We start from the raw sequence: 15,756 nt of genomic DNA, 5'->3' as shown, positions 1-15,756 counted from the left end.
GCCCATTGCACGACATCACTTGCTGCCAGTTTTTGTTACGGATATACATTCACTAACCGGGCTAAACTCTGGCCTGGTGAGCAAGATACTGCTGCTTAAGATGCCTCAACAGAACCCGTCCCTCGGGCATAAACTCGGTGCCATAGCGTACGAGGCCAATGCCTTTCAATTCAGCATCAATGGCATAACGCAACTCGCCGGGGACATTCTGCTCCAGTAGCACCACTCTGATGCTCTTCAGGCGCGGCTCATACCTGATCAGAACAGCAGACAGGGTGCCAATCAGCTCATGGGCAGTACCCGGCATGCCCTGCAGGATTTTGGTCATATCGGGCAGACCATAGTCCGGCAGATGCGCCAGCGTGCCGGCGCGGCAGTTGAGGATGCGCTGCATGTTATCGAGCACGGACAAAATCACCTGATTCTGTTCGCTGACCTGATGCAGGTCGAGGCCGCCGGTGAAGTTGCCGGTGAGCATTTCATACAGCGAAGGTGTGTTATGTCCCTGGGGCATCAGTCGTCCTTGAGCGGTTGTAGCGTCAAATGGTTGTTACCGGCTTCCAGAATGCGCGGCTTATCCGGGTCAAGGTCTTCACGCCCTATCACCAGCTTCCAGGTGTTGTTAACTCTATCCGGATGGCGGAACAGCCCTGCCACGGCGACAAACTGCGCATCTTCTTCCATTGGCATATCGAGGTTCGCATCACCGCCAGGTTTTACCACTACATCCCGGGTTGCCAGCAGATCGGCTTTCAGGATCGTGTCGCCATCCCGGAGTAGCTGCTGATAGACCGTTTTGTCGAAGGTTTTACGGTCTTTCAGCTGCCAGACCCGAATAACCACCGGCTCAGACAGCGAATTACTTTCACGGGAATCGGTGTTCAGCGCCTCACGGGCGGTGAAATCCAGGTGCAGCACCTTAATCTTTTTGTAAAACACGGCGTTAAATGCCGATTTGGTGCCATCGGTGATACCCTGCATCACCCCACAGCCCGTCAGGCTGAATGCCAGTAGCGCAGGTAGCCAGCATGCGGATTTAATCAAACTTGTACGTAACACGTCGGTTTCCTTGTTGTGATGATGCAGGCTCCAGCCCGGCGTAATAACCCAGTTCCGTGGTAAAGGTCTGCGGAAAATCCTCCGGGAGATATTCGTCTTGCGCGCCCAGAACGCCATTCATCCCCAGCCAGAATGGGCCTTCGCCGAGCGGCGGCGCAACCAGCAGGCGGGTTCGGGTGGTCAAAGTGATTTTTGCTTTAAAGCGCCAGCCGAGATACACCCGCAGCATCACCAGAAAGTCCTGATACAGCAGGCCGTCCGGTTTCCAGCCCTGTGATTCCTGCTCGTTATCGGTGAACAGAGCAATCAGCAACTGGCTGTTGGCATCCATCGCCTCTTCGCCCAGCGGTGTGTTGCCATCCAGCAGAAAATCGTCATCGCCGTAAAAGCCCAGCGGCTGGCTGACTGCCACTGGTCGCAGGCAATACGGGCTCACCTGCACCGTCGTGTCGGGTGCCAGCAGGCTCACCAGGGCCTGCATCCCCTCCTGGGTTTTACCTGGCTGCTGCAGCACACCCAGCAGCGCCAGAAATCGGGACACCGGGGTGGCGATGTGCTCTGCGGTGCCCGGTATCCCAAGTCCCACCAGACCCAGCAGTGACTGCGAGATAGTATCAGTACCGCCGGGCTCAAATGTGGCCGGGTAGGAGTATTTACGCCAGATACGGTAAAACTGCGTCAGGATACGGTGGCTGAAGATATCCAGAAAACCCTGCAGCGCTTCGTGACCTTCGCGACGCTGAGTGATGTCATCGAGATAGGCGGTCGGCAAGGGGGAATCAACCCCGTACATCCCCATAAAGGTCGTGCGGATGAGCGGTGGCTTGCTGTCATCCTCCTCGTCATATTCGACAGCCTTTATTTCGCTGGCCGGAAATCCCATCCCCGGATGTGGCGCAAACCGCACCGGGTCATCCGCCGGGTGGCTGGTCGAACCCATCAGCGGCCTGCCAGGATTACGCTTCTCCAGCAGCTGGCATAAGCGGTAAAAGTTGATGCGGTGAAGGTCGGCTTCCAGCCGCGGGGTCAGCCGGGAATGCGGCGGTTGTGCTTCTCTTCCCATTCCAGGCGCTCTCCAGTCGGTTGCAGGATGATAATCAGGCGGTTGAACAGATAGATATCGGTATACAGCGCAAAGAAGCGGCTCAGCATCTCGCCGAACAGACAGATGTCGCCGCGCCCGGCAAAGCCGTGACTGTCCAGCGTCACCTCAATCTGCACACCGCGTACCAGATAGCCCTGCTCGAAACGCTCGGTTTCGCGGTGCTTAACGTCAATGATGGCTTCCAGCCGACGGCGGTTCATCTCACTGTCGGTCCATTCGTACAGCGCCAGCGTCCCGCGTAGCACGTCGGCGTTGTCCATCATCGACAGGAATCCGCTGCCGAGATGGCTCAGCACGCGCCAGTGGAAACGGTCCTGCGCCGGTGGATAACAGGGTAGTGTCGGCGCACACAGGTTACGCACGGCGATACTGGCTGAGGTGGTTTTCATCACCGTATCAAGCACCGTGCTCTGCAGAGCACGTCGTGGCAGCTGGCCGTTGGTGCCGGTGAGCGTCAGCGACAGGCTTTCGTCTTCCGGCACCGTGTGGTTATCAAACGCTTCACCGCCGAGGATAAGCCAGGTGTTATGCAGACCGGACGGACCGCGACGTACGCGCGTGTGGTAGTAATATTCGGGGGCCTGATGGCGCATCATGCCGCCTTTATGGCGAAAGCTCGAAAACGGCACATAGCTATGCTGGCTGGATGACATCACCGAATCCACCGCATAAATCTCGGTATGACCATCCTGCACGCGCATCGGGCGCAGCATGTATTCGGTCTGCAGGGAGTTGAGCGTCAGCGGGTCAGATTCCAGCGGGAACAGATTAATCACCGGCACACAGTTCAGGCGCAGATGCTTTTCGGTAAAGCTGAAGTCATGTTCCCAGCGCTCCGCCAGCACCACGTCGATTTCAAACCAGGGGAGTTCAGCCGGAAAGACCACGGTCTCCAGCCCACGCAGGCCCGTGAACATGAATTTCTCGCGGAAGGTGAAATACTCCAGCAACAGCTGATAGCCGCTGAAGCTGCTGCTGCCCTTCGGCCACAGGTCGTCGTTATCGCCAAAGCCCAGCGCGGTGAAATACCCGTCGAGCGGTCTTCTGTCGATGTCACCCGGCAGGCGCAGCCACAGGCGGGCGACATTCATGGTGAAGGCTTCATGCATGGCACAGGCCAGCGGCGCGTCGGCGTTGAAATACAGCGCAATACAGCTCAGGTCGATGCGCGTCCAGTCAGCGAGGTCACTGCAGTGAAAACGCAGAGTAATAACCGAACGCCCGTCAGGGTCAGTCGACAGACGGACATGTTCCAGCGACAACGGCTGAAGCGTCATCTCTCTGGTGGTGGTATACCGGCAGCGCGTGCCCTTCTCGCCGATCGGCCGCGAGTTCACCTCAAAACCTTTGACGATGCGCATCGGCTCTTTCATCTCGCGCCAGTCAGGGGTGAATTCCACCACCGACATGGACGGAATGGTACGCAGGTAATGTGGCCACAGCAGGCTGACCAGCCCTTCGGTTAATTCGGGCAAGTCGTCATCGAGCTTCTCGCGCAGCCGGCCCATCAGGAAGGCAAAGCCCTCGAACAGTCGCTCCACGTACGGGTCGCGCGCTCCCGCTTTATCGAGATTAAGCATTGCCGCCTGCTCGGGATGAGCACGCGCAAACTCTTCACCGGCTTCCAGCAGGTAGCGCATTTCAGCGTCGTAATAACGCAGGGTTAAATCATCCATAAAAACCTGAATATGTGTGTTTGAAAGGTATGCCTGGCGTTTTAACCGCAAAGCACTGCGCTGCTGGCCGGATCGAGCGCAATCAGACCCGCCAAAAGCAAATCCATCTCTGGCTGTAACCGTGATTTATCGGTTTCACTGCGTGTGGCTTTCATGCGCAGCAGTCTGAGGCGGCGCGATTTCACTTCAAACAGCAATGCCGGTGTCCACTGCGTGAGGGTAATTGACTGTGCGGCACTGTCGAGCTCTCCCAGCAGATGCAGGGCCAGTTCATTTTTGCCCTTCTGCTCGGCCACGCGGGCCATCAGCAAACGCAGCAACCATCTGTCTTTTGTCGAGTCGGTGCCCGGGCGTGTCTGTAGCCAGTGGAGTGTGGCTTCCAGACCGTCAGTGTCCGCTTTATCCAGCGCTTCCGGCTCAAGAGCCAGAATATCGTTGTCATCCGTGCTAGCGGCGCTGACCGGCTCATCCCGCCAGCCGGAGATGTCGTCCAGTACGCTCTGGTTTATCCAGTTTAGCGTCACTTCATCGGCAAACGGCGTACCGTCATTAAAGGCCATAGTTTCAAGCCCGGTAAGGCGACGCAGTAATCCTTTCAGGTCGGCGGCGATGATCCCGGCAAGCACCTCCTGCCCCGATTTCATCAGCGCCTGGTGGATATACCACTGCAAATCCAGCCAGAGGTGATTAGCGCCACGCGAAAAGGCGCTGTCTGCCTGCTCCAGTATTTCGCCCCAGCTCTGCTGCAGATACAGACGTTTGAGCATGGCACGCTGGTCTGCGCGAGGCGGATCTATGCGGGTTTTGCCTTGTGCATCCGGCGCAGGAATGCTGTGCAACGTGTCATGACGCAGGCTTTTCATCAGCCGGTGGGCGGCAAGCCAGCCATCGGGTTGCTCACGCAGATATCCGGTCAGGGTGCGGGCCTGGGCCAGCAAATCCTGACCGGAGGTAATGCGGCTCAGCACAGGCGCATCTGGCTCCGTCACTGGCGTGGAGATCTGTGACGGTGCCTTATCACCTGCGTTCTGCGGTACCACGGCATCCACACCACCGGCCTTCATCAGGCGGGATTCCAGCGCGCTGTACAGGGCATTCAGCTCTGGCCGCGACGCTTCCGGCTCTGTATCCAGACTGTCGCGCAACAGCAGCAGCGCACCGGCAGTGCGCAGTGCATCGTCGCGAATCACTTCCGGCCAGAGTGACAGGCTGTCCAGAACGCGGGAGCCTGCGAGCCACTCCAGCGCCGGTTTACGACTCCGCTCGCGCTGAGGATGAAGCTGCATGCCATAGCGCTGTAGCAATCCCGCCAGCAGCTCAAGTCCTTCGGCAAAACCGGCTTCGCCGTCCTGGTGCAGGCGCGCCCAGCAATAATAAGTCGCAACGCGGATATCTTTGGCCGCAGTGGTCAGCAGTTTTTCGGCAAGCGTACAAATCAATCCGGTATCGATGCCGGAGAGCTTATTGACCTCTTCGCGGATACGCTGAAAATCATCATCATAGCTTGGGTCCTCACCGGTCGGACTGGCGCTACTTACCGGCGCAAGCCAGGGCTGCCAGTTTTCCGTGCGTGCCTGCGCCTGCCGCCGCAGCTGAGTTTCGTCAGCCTGACAGGCTGTGACCAGATTCTGCAGTGTGCTCATTCTTCGACCTCCTCCATGTCACTGTTTGCGGTGTTAGCCATCAGCGCCTGCGCGGTGGCCGCGCTGTCGACACTGAATATCTGATCCGGCAGCGTGAAACCGCGCAGATCCAGCAACGCCAGCGGACCTTTCCCGAGTTGTGAGCGCAGCACCCACTGCAAAGTGCGACCGTCCGGGGCAGTAAAGCTCATCATCCACTGGCTGCGGTCAAGCTGCTGGCGTTTGCCCTGGTCCAGCCAGCGAATAAAGCCCCAGGTCCCGCTGTAATCCCCGAACAAACGCGCACCAGCGTTGACCGAGATCCAGGTCAGCATCGTCCCCGGCTTGTAAGTGTCACCCGGCCAGCGGAAGCTCTGCCAGTCGGCCATCTGGTTGAAGTAGTGCAGCTTTTGTCCATCAACAATCAACTGGGTCTCCACTACCTGCGGTACAGGACGCGCCTGCAGCTCAAAGCTGATGCCCTGGCTGCCATCGGTGAACAGAATGTCTGACAGTTGGCTCAGCTGATTAATCGCCCGCAGCAAGGCCGGGTTGAAGCTCAGCCCCTGGCTGTTGACCTTATCCGGCACCCACTGGCTGCCCTCTTTGTGCAGCACCCCGTTGAGCTCTGTGGTCAGGAAGCGCTCGATACGCCCGCTGTCCTTACGCACAAATTCAGCCAGCATGGGTAAAGAGGCATCACTTTTGCTGGCGGCAAACGGGAAACGTCCGTCAAAGGCAGTTTGCCAGTTGGCGACAACCGAGCGGCTCCATTTATCATTCAGGCTCGCCGCCGAAGGCTGAAGCACGGTCTCCCAGGCCTGAGTCAGGGGCTGGACAAACATCGTGCTGCCAAAACCACTCCACTCTTCGCCCAGGCTTGCCGAAATCAGACTGCCGTACTGCTGGGTGTCGGTCAGATCCACACTTTTGCCCTGGAACACGGTCTGCGCCAGAGTCTGCATCATTGCCTGCGGATCAGAGGCGCTGGCCACCTGCTGCAGGCGCAGACGCACGCGGGTGATGCGGGTCAGATACGTCTGCAGGCTAAGTGACGTGTCCGCCGACATAACGTTGCTGCCTTTGTTTTTACCTAAAAGCTGAAGCAGTGGGCCAAAGGTGTCATCCAGCGGTCCCTGCGGCCCTGATGAAGACTGGTCAATCGCTGGCTTGTCCTGTCCGCCCATCAGGTCTTTGGCCGATTTGATGAGGGAGTCCGATAGACCTTCGCGTTGCTGGCCGGTCTGCCCCTGCCAGGCAATGGTATTCATCAGGGCAATCAATGGTGACTGGCGGACATCGCTCATCAGCGTCAGCTGGTCGGTAACGTCTGCGATGTTGTTCGCAGGATTAAGTCGCAGACTATTAAGGAAGCTCAGCCAGCTACCGGCAAAGTCGGTGAAGTAACGTTGCGTCAGACGTGCTTGCAGGGCCTCCGGCGACAGGTCTGAAGAGACCGCTTTACGGCTGTCACTCAGCACCCAGTCAATTTCATCCCGACGGGAGTTGGTGGCCTTTTCGATAGCCTGCTGAATACCGCCCTCCCACGCCTGACGGGTGAACATGCCCGGTACCACTTCATCAGTGGTGAACAGGCGGCGGGCATCAGTACCGCTGGTCATGTCTTCCAGCGACACATCGGCAAAGTTACGCCGCACCGATGTGAGCATGTTTTCATACAGCGTGCTTTCGGCGTTACGCCGGCCAATTTGCTGCAACAGCACCTGGCGGCTCTGGCTCACCAGCTGCGCATCCGGGGTGATTTTCCACTGTGGTTGCCCAGGCAGTTCGTTAATGTAGAAAGCCCACAAATCCGGCGACAGGCTTTGCCACAGGCCGGTTGAAATGCCCTTTCGCGTCGGCTGCACTGCTTTCATGGTCTGGGCGTAATACGCGCCGTCGGCTTTATCCGGACGCGCCATCATCAGCCAGGCCTTCAGCTGGTCATAGCCCAGCGTCGCCAGCTGAGCGCGCCGATCGCTGTTCGGTTCGGAATTCGCCAGCGCATTGAGTTTTTTAGTCAGCGCAGCACTGGCCGGATCGCGGATCAGGCGGTTGTTCGTCACGCCATACCAGGGCAGCAATGCCTCGAGCAGCTGCGGGTTATGGTCCAGGCCAAAACGCTGATACCAGGGTGCGCCTTCCTGAATACGATGCTGCAGGCGACCGGCATGATTACGCAGCGTATGCAGCGCCGTCAGCTGCTCATCCGATACCGCAGGATGCTCCACCAGAGCATGGGCCTGCTCAGCAACAGAAACGATCTGCTGACGGTTGACCGCGAACGACAGCAGCGTTCCCGCGCCCCAGATACCCATGATGGCCATCAGCGTCCAGGCAAGCGTCTGTTCCCACGCCATACCGACTCGGCGGCCACGAATACGAGTACAGTCGTCCACGATACCCTGCCAGGTCATCGGCAGGGTCAGCGCATGGCGTTGTGATTCCGGGATATATTTCTCTGCGTCGGCTGTTCCCTCTGTCGGATGAATTGAGTGACTGTCCGGCAGGCTGAACATCAGACCACGCAGCGGAACACGCTGCTGAGAGGCTGTCAGCCATGGCACCAGTTGCTGAGCCCAGCGGGCGATACCGCCGTGTTTGAGGTGCTGGCCCAGGCGCAGCAGGAAGTCGTGGCCGTTGTTCTCAGCGACCTGACTCACCCCCTGCGTCCGCAGGTCCGACAGCATCCGTTCAAGCTGACGACAAATATCGTCAGGCTCAACACGCAGGGGAAAAGTCGCCCCTACCGTCTGTTCAGTGCGTTTTGCCTGCGACCAGGCGCTGTCGCATAGCTGCCACAAATAAACCGGGGCGGAATAGCGCAGCAGTTCGCTGATTTTTTCCAGGCCGCGTAAATCGTTGTCGCTGATTTGCGGAGTCAGATTAAACGACTGCGGCATGACGCGGACAATCCCGTCCAGCGGGCGCCCGCGGCGCAGTTTACGCAGCGCGGTGTATTTTTCCTTATCGGGCTCAGCAGTCAGGCTGCCGCCATAAATCAAGACCGTGCGGTTGCCTTCCAGCCACTGGCGGGCTTGCAGGTTGGGCACCAACTGAGCAATGGCGTTTTCATCGCCTGTGACTAACAGCAGGCGGACTTTACTTCGCCAGAAGAGGCTATAACGACGACGGAGATGGTTGCTGATGTCCGCCCTGAGCGGCAGACGGAGCGTTCTTTTATTTTTGACCGGTCTGGAAGAAGCCTCTCCCATCACTTTTTCCCGAATCATTAAATGAAAAGCGATAAACCCCAGCACCAGTACGCAGAGCGACACTCCCCAGACAACAAAACAGGCCGTCATGATTCGACGTATCACGTCCCATTCCGTGGAGAGATCTTCCCCCCAATACCACCACAGTAACCCACCTGCCAGCACAAGTAGCGTGACAGTAGCAACAAACAACACCGCCGTGGCAAACACCGAAAATTCAGCGGGTTTATTTTCCTTCACCATAAGGTTTAATAATTCCAAGAGCGAGAGTATGTAGAGGATCTTTGGCTATCCAGCCGCAGGGTTGTTGATAATTTTTTGCGTAAAAAGCCGCCAGAATCAGCACGATAAGCATTTCCATATCACCGGGGTTCCCCCAGTTGAGGTCCTGAACGTGATGGGTCACATTCCAGCCGCTTTGCGCCAGGGCGGGCAGCGCCGGCTGTGAGAACAGCATGCAGGTGTCATGCGGCGTTTCGAGGTCGCTTTGCTGCTCCGCTCGTTCGCAGACTGCGGTTAAAACCTCTTTCCCGGCGATATCGTAAACTTCCCCCCGGTTGAGACTGACCAGCCCTTTCTGCGCGACCAGACACAGTGCAGCGGACTCACCGGCAGGCTGCGCAGAATTAAACGAGGCAGCTATCGAATGACACCCGGCGACCAGAATGGCCTCTGTTTCAGGGAGCGTTTGAGCCGTTGCGGCAAGTGCAGACAACGTCTCTTCGCCTTGCCATGTCTCCGGTTTTTCAGGAAGCGCCACGTCCGGAAATGAAACCTGCATCTGGCTACAGAATGCACGCCAGGCATCCAGAGAACCCTGCCAGTAGCAGCGCCATAAGTGTGGAATCGAGGAATCTGCGCGCTGCGTCCGCCATTGCAGCACCAGCATTTTTGCCAGTAAAGCCTCGCGCTCAGCCACCGTATCGACCAGCGTTCGACCGATACGCAGCGCTTTCCCGCTCGTCTCATTTTTTATCTCAGGAACCCGATGCTCACGCTTTAGCAGCCGCAGCCAGTGTGGCGTATCGGTCCCGCCCGGGCCCAGCAGCACCATTTCACTGAGCGCGAAACGGTTCTGATGCCGCTCCCACCAGGCCTGCTGCTGCTGCTCAACCAGTTGTTGGTAATACCGGGCGTTATGGGCCGACGTCCGGTAATACAGCAAACGTATTAACCAGAGCACGCCCATCAGAATCACCGCGCCAGCCATTCCTTTTATCACCAGTCCGGCACCGCTCCCGGCAGGATGAAGCAGCGCGCCGCCTCCCCCGCACAGCAACACCATCAGCGCCCCCGCTGACAACCATCGCTTGCCGTCAGGGGCGCGCGCCACCCGGTAGGGTGGATACTCCGGTAATGGCCTCACAGCTCAATGCCGCAATCGGGAAAAGAGCTCACCAGCGTGCAGCCACAGGCACAACGATGACCATGCAGCGCCACCGGCTGTCCGTCCACTTCCGATAACGAACTGCCTTCGCTAATGACCGTGATGCCATGTTTATTGCACTTCACTGCATCGCCTTTACAGGCGATCCCTTTACCGAAGCAAAGATAATGCCCGCCCAGCACTTTCCCACCGTACTCCTGCAGGGTATCGCCCTCGCGTATCACTGCTTTCATCCTTCATCCCTCCCTGAATCAGGCCGTTACGGTCGCCTTAAGATTTTCCGCCCAGCTGGACTCAATCATCGTTTTTGCCAGTGCCAGCCGCTGATCGCTGATGAGCTGCGTTTGCTGTGCCACCACTGTGCCTGGCTCCATCGTTGGCGCCTGCAGCTGTGCAGCGTTGGGCAGCATTGGCAGCGGTTTGCCGGAAAGCAGATCGATGGCCTGCGTTTCGAGGTAAACGGCACCCACGGTACCGGCAAGCCCCGCAAGTTTGCCCTTCGCGCTTTTCTGTCTGATGATAACGGCCGCGCCTGCGGCAAGGGTCGCAACGCCCACTACCGCTCCGGCAATCATCAACGGCGTCATTGGCTTACTGCTGCAGCTGCCGAAATAGATCATCCGGTAAAGGAAATAGCTGCCCCAGGGTTCGCGGGAGCCGAAGGCGTTGTGCATAAACCACGCGCGGGAATCGTGGATCTGATCGTCAAACAGTGCCCGCACCAGCCCGCCAGGTTCAGTGGCGTTACTCGCTTCGCCGGCCGCCGGGAAAAGCACTTTTACACGATCGTCTCCGGCGTTTTTCATGCTGAGCCATTCGCCATACTCATTATCGTTATTCAGCAGGAAGATGGCGTTACTCATTGAATCAACGGCTGTAAAAATCCAGTTCCCGGTACCCGAGCGGGAGAGGCCGTGGTAATCCTCTCTGAACTCCTCTGCGGCCTGACGCAGCTGGGTTTGCCCCAGCGCGGCGTCGAAATCCTTTGGCCCCGGCGGGAGCATCAGGAAGCCATCTTCAGGTTTATGTTCGGCAATTTTTTCCTTACGAGCATCGTCAACTTTTTTCTGTGCTTCTTTCCAGTCATCCTCAGCCTGCTTTCTGACCAGCGGATCGCTGTCTTTATCCAGCCCATTTGCCGCCGAATCGACATAGAAGCGCTGGGTCTTGTAGGTTCCCCCGGCATAGCGGTTAATACGCCAGGCGGTGATCCAGCCCATCTGATCTTCAAGGGCTTTCTCCAGGCTGACCGGCGCGCGCGGCGGATCGTATATTGCGGCTTGTTCGGGGAGAATCGGGACCATGGGCGAACTCAGACCGAGGGTAAGCTCGCGCCAGGCGTTGAAACGATTTATTAATATTTCTGATATAAAAAATTCACGCCCTAAATCAAAAGGCATGGTTCGCCAAGGGTCGTTTGCCAAATCCACAGGAAGCACTTCCTTAGGTACTTTTAAAGGAGCTCCAGACTCAAAGGCAGAGGCATACATTTCATGCAGCGCTATTTGTGACAACAAATAACCGTCGTTGTCTGCATTGGCCTTTCCCTGATCCCCCGGTGGATAACCTCCGCCTAAATCCGAGTGCATACCCGGATAAACAACCTCCACACTATTAGCTGGATATTTACCATCCGGGCGGCGGATCGAATCCAGCGGGAAGCACAGCCGCTGCTCGTGGGAAGAGACCAGATGGACACACTTTTTGATCAATCCCCCATAGATCTTCTCTGCCGGCAACTCCTGGGTCTTGTCTGCCCAGCCCATATGCCCTTCCGCCACCGGGGCGATATGCGCCACGCCCACCGAAGCCACCGTATCCAGCAGGCCCAGGAACTCTACACTGAGCGGAATTTTCAGCTCGCCCACTGCCAGGCACTGCTCGGGTTTGTCTTTTCCCTCCTCAGGCTTTGGCAGCAGTTCGCTAAGCCACCGGACAAAAGCTCGTGCTGCCGCTGCGCCGCGCGAAAAGCCGTACACGTACAGCTTGATTCCCATCAGCTTTGGCTTTCCGGGCTCGGTGGGTACCAGGGCCTTTTGCAGCTCTGGTGCCATATCTTTTAGCAGGCTCTGGAAGGTCTCAAAACGGTTGGCAGCGCCGGTCAGCCCAAAGGACGCCATAGAGGTGGCCATTTTTTCCACCGCGCTCCAGCTCGCACTGTTCGACAGACTCATCCTGGTTGTCGTCCGCTTCAGGGCATCGATAATTCGCAGCAGACCCCAGTTGATTCTGTCCTCCCCGTGGGTCGCTGTCGCCAGCCCCATCATGCTGAAATCCAGATCGTTCACCTCGGGAAAAGGCGTCCCGACGCCGGGAATATAATATTTGTAGTATTTATCATCGCCGCTGCCGTCAGCATCCAGCAGCTCCTCCCCTTTTGCTACCCCCCCGGCACTCCCCTGCCCGATGGTGGCGCGAAACAGACGGGCAATATTGGTGGGATGCTTCGGGTCAGCAATATATAAGTCGTGATTAAGGTTATTGCCGGTGCCGTCGAAAAACAGGCTGATGTGTAAAGTTTTACAGCAGGGAGGCTCCACGCGCTGTCTGGCGGCCAGGCACAGTTTCTGCCGCCAGGCCAGTTCATCGCTGTCCTGCAGCGCGCAGTTTGCGCCTACCAGCGCAGCCCTGGTGGGTAAACGCCCCTGAGCCGGAAACGCCGGCGGGAACCACGCCAGATCGGTGATTATTTTGGACATATTTTTGGCTCCAGCATCTTAAGGGGCTCTTTGATCGGATGTTCCGGATGGCCATAGTTGGCACAACTGGTCGTCACTTTCACCTCATCACAGGGTAGAAAATGCACCGTGATCCCGCAGATTTCCTGCCCCGTATAATCTGGAACTGGCACCACGATGCTGTGCTGACGATTCTGAGCCTTCATTTTTTTTTCCCAGGCAAGATACCTGGCGTCATCACCAAAGCCTGGAAACCCATCCATATCTCCTACTCCAGTTTCCCAGTCGATTTTGACCGTCATACCCGGCCGCCATTTCGCCGGCACGCCATAGCAACACCCCCCGCCGCCGCCCTGGTACGGCCCGATAATGTCAATTCCCGACTGACCGTCGACGCTGAAATGGTTGATTGCCCACCTGGTGTGATTGATTGCCTCTATGGTTCCGCCGCCGCCCCGGCTTTCCGCGTTCGCCGCAGGCTGATTACAGCCCGCCAGCAGCAGGGCACCCAGTACCACGAGGTAATGTCGTATTTTCATTTTGCATTCCTTTGATGAAGAAACGGATGACGTCCGTATTGCTCAGCCATGACTTTTCGGGATGGCATGGCTGAGCATTACTGAAGAGGAATAAGGGCCAGTTTGTGATTAAGGCTATTGCCGGTGCCGTCGAAAAACAGGCTGATATGCCCAGTCCTGCCGCCAGGTAAGCTCGTAGCTGTCCTGCTGCGCGCAGTTTGCGCCAACCAGCGCAGCCCTGGTGGGTAGACGCCCCTGAGCCGGAAATGCTGGCGGGAACCATGCCAGATCGGTAATTATTTTGGACATACTTTCGGCTCCGGCATCTTAAGGGGCTCGTTGATCGGGTAGCCCAGCCGGCCGGGGCTCACGCAGCTGGTGGTCACCTTCACCTCATCACAGGGCATAAAGTGCACCGTTATCCCGCAGGTTTTTTGCCCCGTATAATCCGGTACTGGTACCACCGCACTGTGCTGCTTATTCTGGGCTTTTATTTTTTGGGCCCAGGATAAAAATTTTTGTTCATCGGCATAACCCGGAAAATCCATTGAGTATCCCACTCCTGTTTCCCAGTCGATTTTGACCGTCATACCCGGCCGCCAATTCGCCGGCACGCCATAGCAGCACCCCCCGCCGCCGCCCTGATACGGACCAATAGCATCGATGCCAGACTGACCGTCGACGCTGAAATGGTTGATCGCCCATTTGGTGTGGTTGATGGCGACAATAATCCCACCACCGCCGCTCCGGTTTTCCGCCTTTGCCACCGGCTGGCTACAGCCCGCCAGCAGCAGGGCACCCAGTACCACGAGGTAATGTCGTATTTTCATTTTGCATTCCTTTGATGAAGAAACGGATGACGTCCGTCTTGCTCAGCCATGACTTTTCGGGATGGCATGGCTGAGCATTACTGAATAGGGATAAAGGTCAGGTCGTGATTGAGGTTATTGCCGATGCCGTCAAAAAAACAGGCTGATGTGTAAAGTCTTACAGCAGGGAGGCTCCGCGCGCCGCCTGGCGGCCAGGCACAGCTTCTGCCGCCAGGCCAGCTCATCGCTGTCCTGCAGCGCGCAGTTTGCGCCAACCAGCGCAGCCTGAGTGGGCAAACGTCCCTGAGCCGGAAACGCCGGCGGGAACCATGCCAGATCGGTAATTATTTTGGGCATACTTTCGGCTCCGGCATCTTAAGGGGCTCGTTGATTGGGTAGTCCGGCCGGCCGGGGCTCACGCAGCTGGTGGTCACCTTCACCTTATCACAGGGCAGAAAATGCACTGTGATCCCGCAGATTTCCTGTCCCGTATAGTCCGGAACTGGTACCACCGCACTGTGCTGCTTATTCTGGGCCTTAATTTTATCTCGCCATTCTCTGTATTTTTTTGAATCAGCGAATCCTGGAAACCCTTTTGTTGATGCTTCGCCACTTTCCCAGTCCACCCTCACCGTCATACCCGGCCGCCACTTCGCCGGCACGCCATAGCAACAGCCACCTCCACCGCCCTGATACGGCCCGATGATGTCAATTCCAGACTGACCGTCGACGCTGAAATGGTTGATCGCCCATTTGGTGTGGTTGATGGCGACAATAATCCCACCACCGCCGCTCCGGTTTTCCGCCTTTGCCACCGGCTGGCTACAGCCCGCCAGCAGCAGGGCACCCAGTACCACGAGGTAATGTCGTATTTTCATTTTGCATTCCTTTGATGAAGAAACGGATGACGTCCGTATTGCTCAGCCGTGACTTTTCGGGATGGCATGGCTGAGCATTACTGAAGGGGAATAAAGGCCAGATCGTGATTAAGGTTATTGCCGCTGCCGTCGAAGAACAGGCTGATATGCACAGCCCTGCCGCCAGGTAAGCTCGTGGCTGTCCTGCAGCGCGCAGTTTGCGCCAACCAGCGCAGCCCTGGTGGGTAAACGCCCCTGAGCCGGAAACGCTGGCGGGAACCACGCCAGATCGGTAATTATTTTGGACATACTTTTGGCTCCGGCATCTTAAGGGGCTCGTTGATTGGGTAGTCCGGCCGGCCGGGGCTCACGCAGCTGGTGGTCACCTTAACCTCATCACAGGGCAGAAAGTGCACCGTGATCCCGCAGGTTTTTTGCCCCGTATAATCCGGTACTGGTACCACCGTTCTGTGCTGCTTATTCTGGGCCTTCATTTTTTTTTCCCAGGCAAGATACCTGGCGTCATCACCAAAGCCAGGGAAACCATCCATATCTCCTACTCCAGTTTCCCAGTCGACTTTCACCGTCATACCCGGCCGCCATTTCGCCGGCACGCCATAGCAGCAGCCACCTCCACCGCCCTGATACGGCCCGATAATGTCAATTCCCGACTGACCGTCGACGCTGAAATGATTGATCGCCCATTTGGTGTGGTTGATGGCGACAATAATCCCACCACCGCCGCTCCGGTTTTCCGCCTTTGCCACCGGCTGGCTACAGCCCGCCAGCAGCAGGGCACCCAGTACCACGAGGTAATGTCGTATTTTCAT

General features: G+C 57.4%; 13 protein-coding genes and 3 pseudogenes. All 16 read right to left on the bottom strand.

All coding sequences use genetic code 11. The annotated features are described in order from the left end of the window. Positions 1-61 precede the first annotated feature (61 nt). Entirely contained in the window at positions 62-514 is a 453-nt protein-coding gene (tssE, locus tag QMM04_RS14925) for a type VI secretion system baseplate subunit TssE (protein ID WP_282996442.1), read from the bottom strand. Continuing rightward, positions 514-1,059, bottom strand: coding sequence for a type VI secretion system lipoprotein TssJ (tssJ, locus tag QMM04_RS14920; RefSeq protein ID WP_282996441.1), 546 nt, complete (start codon positions 1,057-1,059; stop codon positions 514-516). Before tssJ ends, tssE begins: the two co-directional genes overlap by 1 nt. Beyond that, entirely contained in the window at positions 1,037-2,122 is a 1,086-nt protein-coding gene (gene tssG, locus QMM04_RS14915) for a type VI secretion system baseplate subunit TssG (protein WP_159378573.1), read from the bottom strand. The genes tssJ and tssG overlap by 23 nt, the downstream gene beginning before the upstream one ends. Further along, the gene (tssF, locus tag QMM04_RS14910) at positions 2,086-3,840 is read right to left on the bottom strand and encodes a type VI secretion system baseplate subunit TssF (protein WP_264251178.1); all 1,755 of its coding nucleotides are present in this window, start codon (positions 3,838-3,840) and stop codon (positions 2,086-2,088) included. The genes tssG and tssF overlap by 37 nt, the downstream gene beginning before the upstream one ends. Positions 3,841-3,881: 41 nt before the next feature. Then, positions 3,882-5,483, bottom strand: a complete 1,602-nt coding sequence (gene tssA / locus QMM04_RS14905) for a type VI secretion system protein TssA (protein ID WP_282996440.1) — start codon at positions 5,481-5,483, stop codon at positions 3,882-3,884. Continuing rightward, complete coding sequence (locus QMM04_RS14900; RefSeq protein WP_282996439.1) at positions 5,480-8,920, bottom strand: ImcF-related family protein; 3,441 nt, start codon at positions 8,918-8,920, stop codon at positions 5,480-5,482. The genes tssA and QMM04_RS14900 overlap by 4 nt, the downstream gene beginning before the upstream one ends. Continuing rightward, positions 8,904-9,962: a hypothetical protein gene (locus QMM04_RS14895; RefSeq protein ID WP_282996438.1), complete on the bottom strand. Its 1,059-nt coding sequence runs from the start codon at positions 9,960-9,962 to the stop codon at positions 8,904-8,906. The genes QMM04_RS14900 and QMM04_RS14895 overlap by 17 nt, the downstream gene beginning before the upstream one ends. Before the next feature lie 77 nt (positions 9,963-10,039). Then, positions 10,040-10,297 (bottom strand): PAAR domain-containing protein, encoded by a 258-nt coding sequence (locus QMM04_RS14890; RefSeq protein WP_021509124.1) that lies wholly within the window; start codon positions 10,295-10,297, stop codon positions 10,040-10,042. A gap of 18 nt (positions 10,298-10,315) precedes the next feature. Continuing rightward, positions 10,316-12,763 (bottom strand): DUF2235 domain-containing protein, encoded by a 2,448-nt coding sequence (locus QMM04_RS14885; protein ID WP_282996437.1) that lies wholly within the window; start codon positions 12,761-12,763, stop codon positions 10,316-10,318. Beyond that, complete coding sequence (locus QMM04_RS14880; protein ID WP_159378580.1) at positions 12,751-13,281, bottom strand: DUF3304 domain-containing protein; 531 nt, start codon at positions 13,279-13,281, stop codon at positions 12,751-12,753. The genes QMM04_RS14885 and QMM04_RS14880 overlap by 13 nt, the downstream gene beginning before the upstream one ends. Before the next feature lie 104 nt (positions 13,282-13,385). Then, positions 13,386-13,569: pseudogene (locus tag QMM04_RS23205) on the bottom strand (hypothetical protein); the annotation flags it as partial. Continuing rightward, positions 13,557-14,090: a DUF3304 domain-containing protein gene (locus QMM04_RS14875; protein WP_058775852.1), complete on the bottom strand. Its 534-nt coding sequence runs from the start codon at positions 14,088-14,090 to the stop codon at positions 13,557-13,559. The gene QMM04_RS14875 and the pseudogene QMM04_RS23205, both read right to left, overlap by 13 nt. A 101-nt stretch (positions 14,091-14,191) precedes the next feature. Further along, positions 14,192-14,426, bottom strand: a pseudogene (locus tag QMM04_RS14870) (hypothetical protein); the annotation flags it as partial. Continuing rightward, a complete protein-coding gene (locus tag QMM04_RS14865) occupies positions 14,414-14,947 on the bottom strand; it encodes a DUF3304 domain-containing protein (RefSeq protein WP_282996435.1) in 534 nt (177 codons plus the stop codon). The gene QMM04_RS14865 and the pseudogene QMM04_RS14870, both read right to left, overlap by 13 nt. A 101-nt stretch (positions 14,948-15,048) precedes the next feature. Next, positions 15,049-15,235, bottom strand: a pseudogene (locus tag QMM04_RS23200) (hypothetical protein); the annotation flags it as partial. Continuing rightward, the coding region (locus tag QMM04_RS14860; protein WP_282996434.1) for a DUF3304 domain-containing protein at positions 15,223-15,756 on the bottom strand (534 nt) is incomplete at its 5' end. The gene QMM04_RS14860 and the pseudogene QMM04_RS23200, both read right to left, overlap by 13 nt.

This window comes from Pantoea sp. Pa-EAmG (assembly GCF_030024295.1).
Lineage (GTDB): Bacteria > Pseudomonadota > Gammaproteobacteria > Enterobacterales > Enterobacteriaceae > Pantoea > Pantoea dispersa.
Note: the sequence above shows the minus strand (reverse complement) of the source record. Positions and strands in the feature narration are given on the sequence as shown.

What these genes read in the sequence shown, in the direction of transcription:
- tssE (WP_282996442.1), bottom strand. Translation starts at nt 514, where the DNA reads ATGCCCCAGGGACATAACACACCTTCGCTGTATGAAATGCTCACCGGC.
- tssG (WP_159378573.1), bottom strand. Translation starts at nt 2,122, where the DNA reads ATGGGAAGAGAAGCACAACCGCCGCATTCCCGGCTGACCCCGCGGCTG.
- tssF (WP_264251178.1), bottom strand. Translation starts at nt 3,840, where the DNA reads ATGGATGATTTAACCCTGCGTTATTACGACGCTGAAATGCGCTACCTG.
- tssA (WP_282996440.1), bottom strand. Translation starts at nt 5,483, where the DNA reads ATGAGCACACTGCAGAATCTGGTCACAGCCTGTCAGGCTGACGAAACT.
- QMM04_RS14900 (WP_282996439.1), bottom strand. Translation starts at nt 8,920, where the DNA reads ATGGTGAAGGAAAATAAACCCGCTGAATTTTCGGTGTTTGCCACGGCG.
- QMM04_RS14895 (WP_282996438.1), bottom strand. Translation starts at nt 9,962, where the DNA reads ATGGTGTTGCTGTGCGGGGGAGGCGGCGCGCTGCTTCATCCTGCCGGG.
- QMM04_RS14890 (WP_021509124.1), bottom strand. Translation starts at nt 10,297, where the DNA reads ATGAAAGCAGTGATACGCGAGGGCGATACCCTGCAGGAGTACGGTGGG.
- QMM04_RS14885 (WP_282996437.1), bottom strand. Translation starts at nt 12,763, where the DNA reads ATGTCCAAAATAATCACCGATCTGGCGTGGTTCCCGCCGGCGTTTCCG.
- QMM04_RS14880 (WP_159378580.1), bottom strand. Translation starts at nt 13,281, where the DNA reads ATGAAAATACGACATTACCTCGTGGTACTGGGTGCCCTGCTGCTGGCG.
- QMM04_RS14875 (WP_058775852.1), bottom strand. Translation starts at nt 14,090, where the DNA reads ATGAAAATACGACATTACCTCGTGGTACTGGGTGCCCTGCTGCTGGCG.
- QMM04_RS14865 (WP_282996435.1), bottom strand. Translation starts at nt 14,947, where the DNA reads ATGAAAATACGACATTACCTCGTGGTACTGGGTGCCCTGCTGCTGGCG.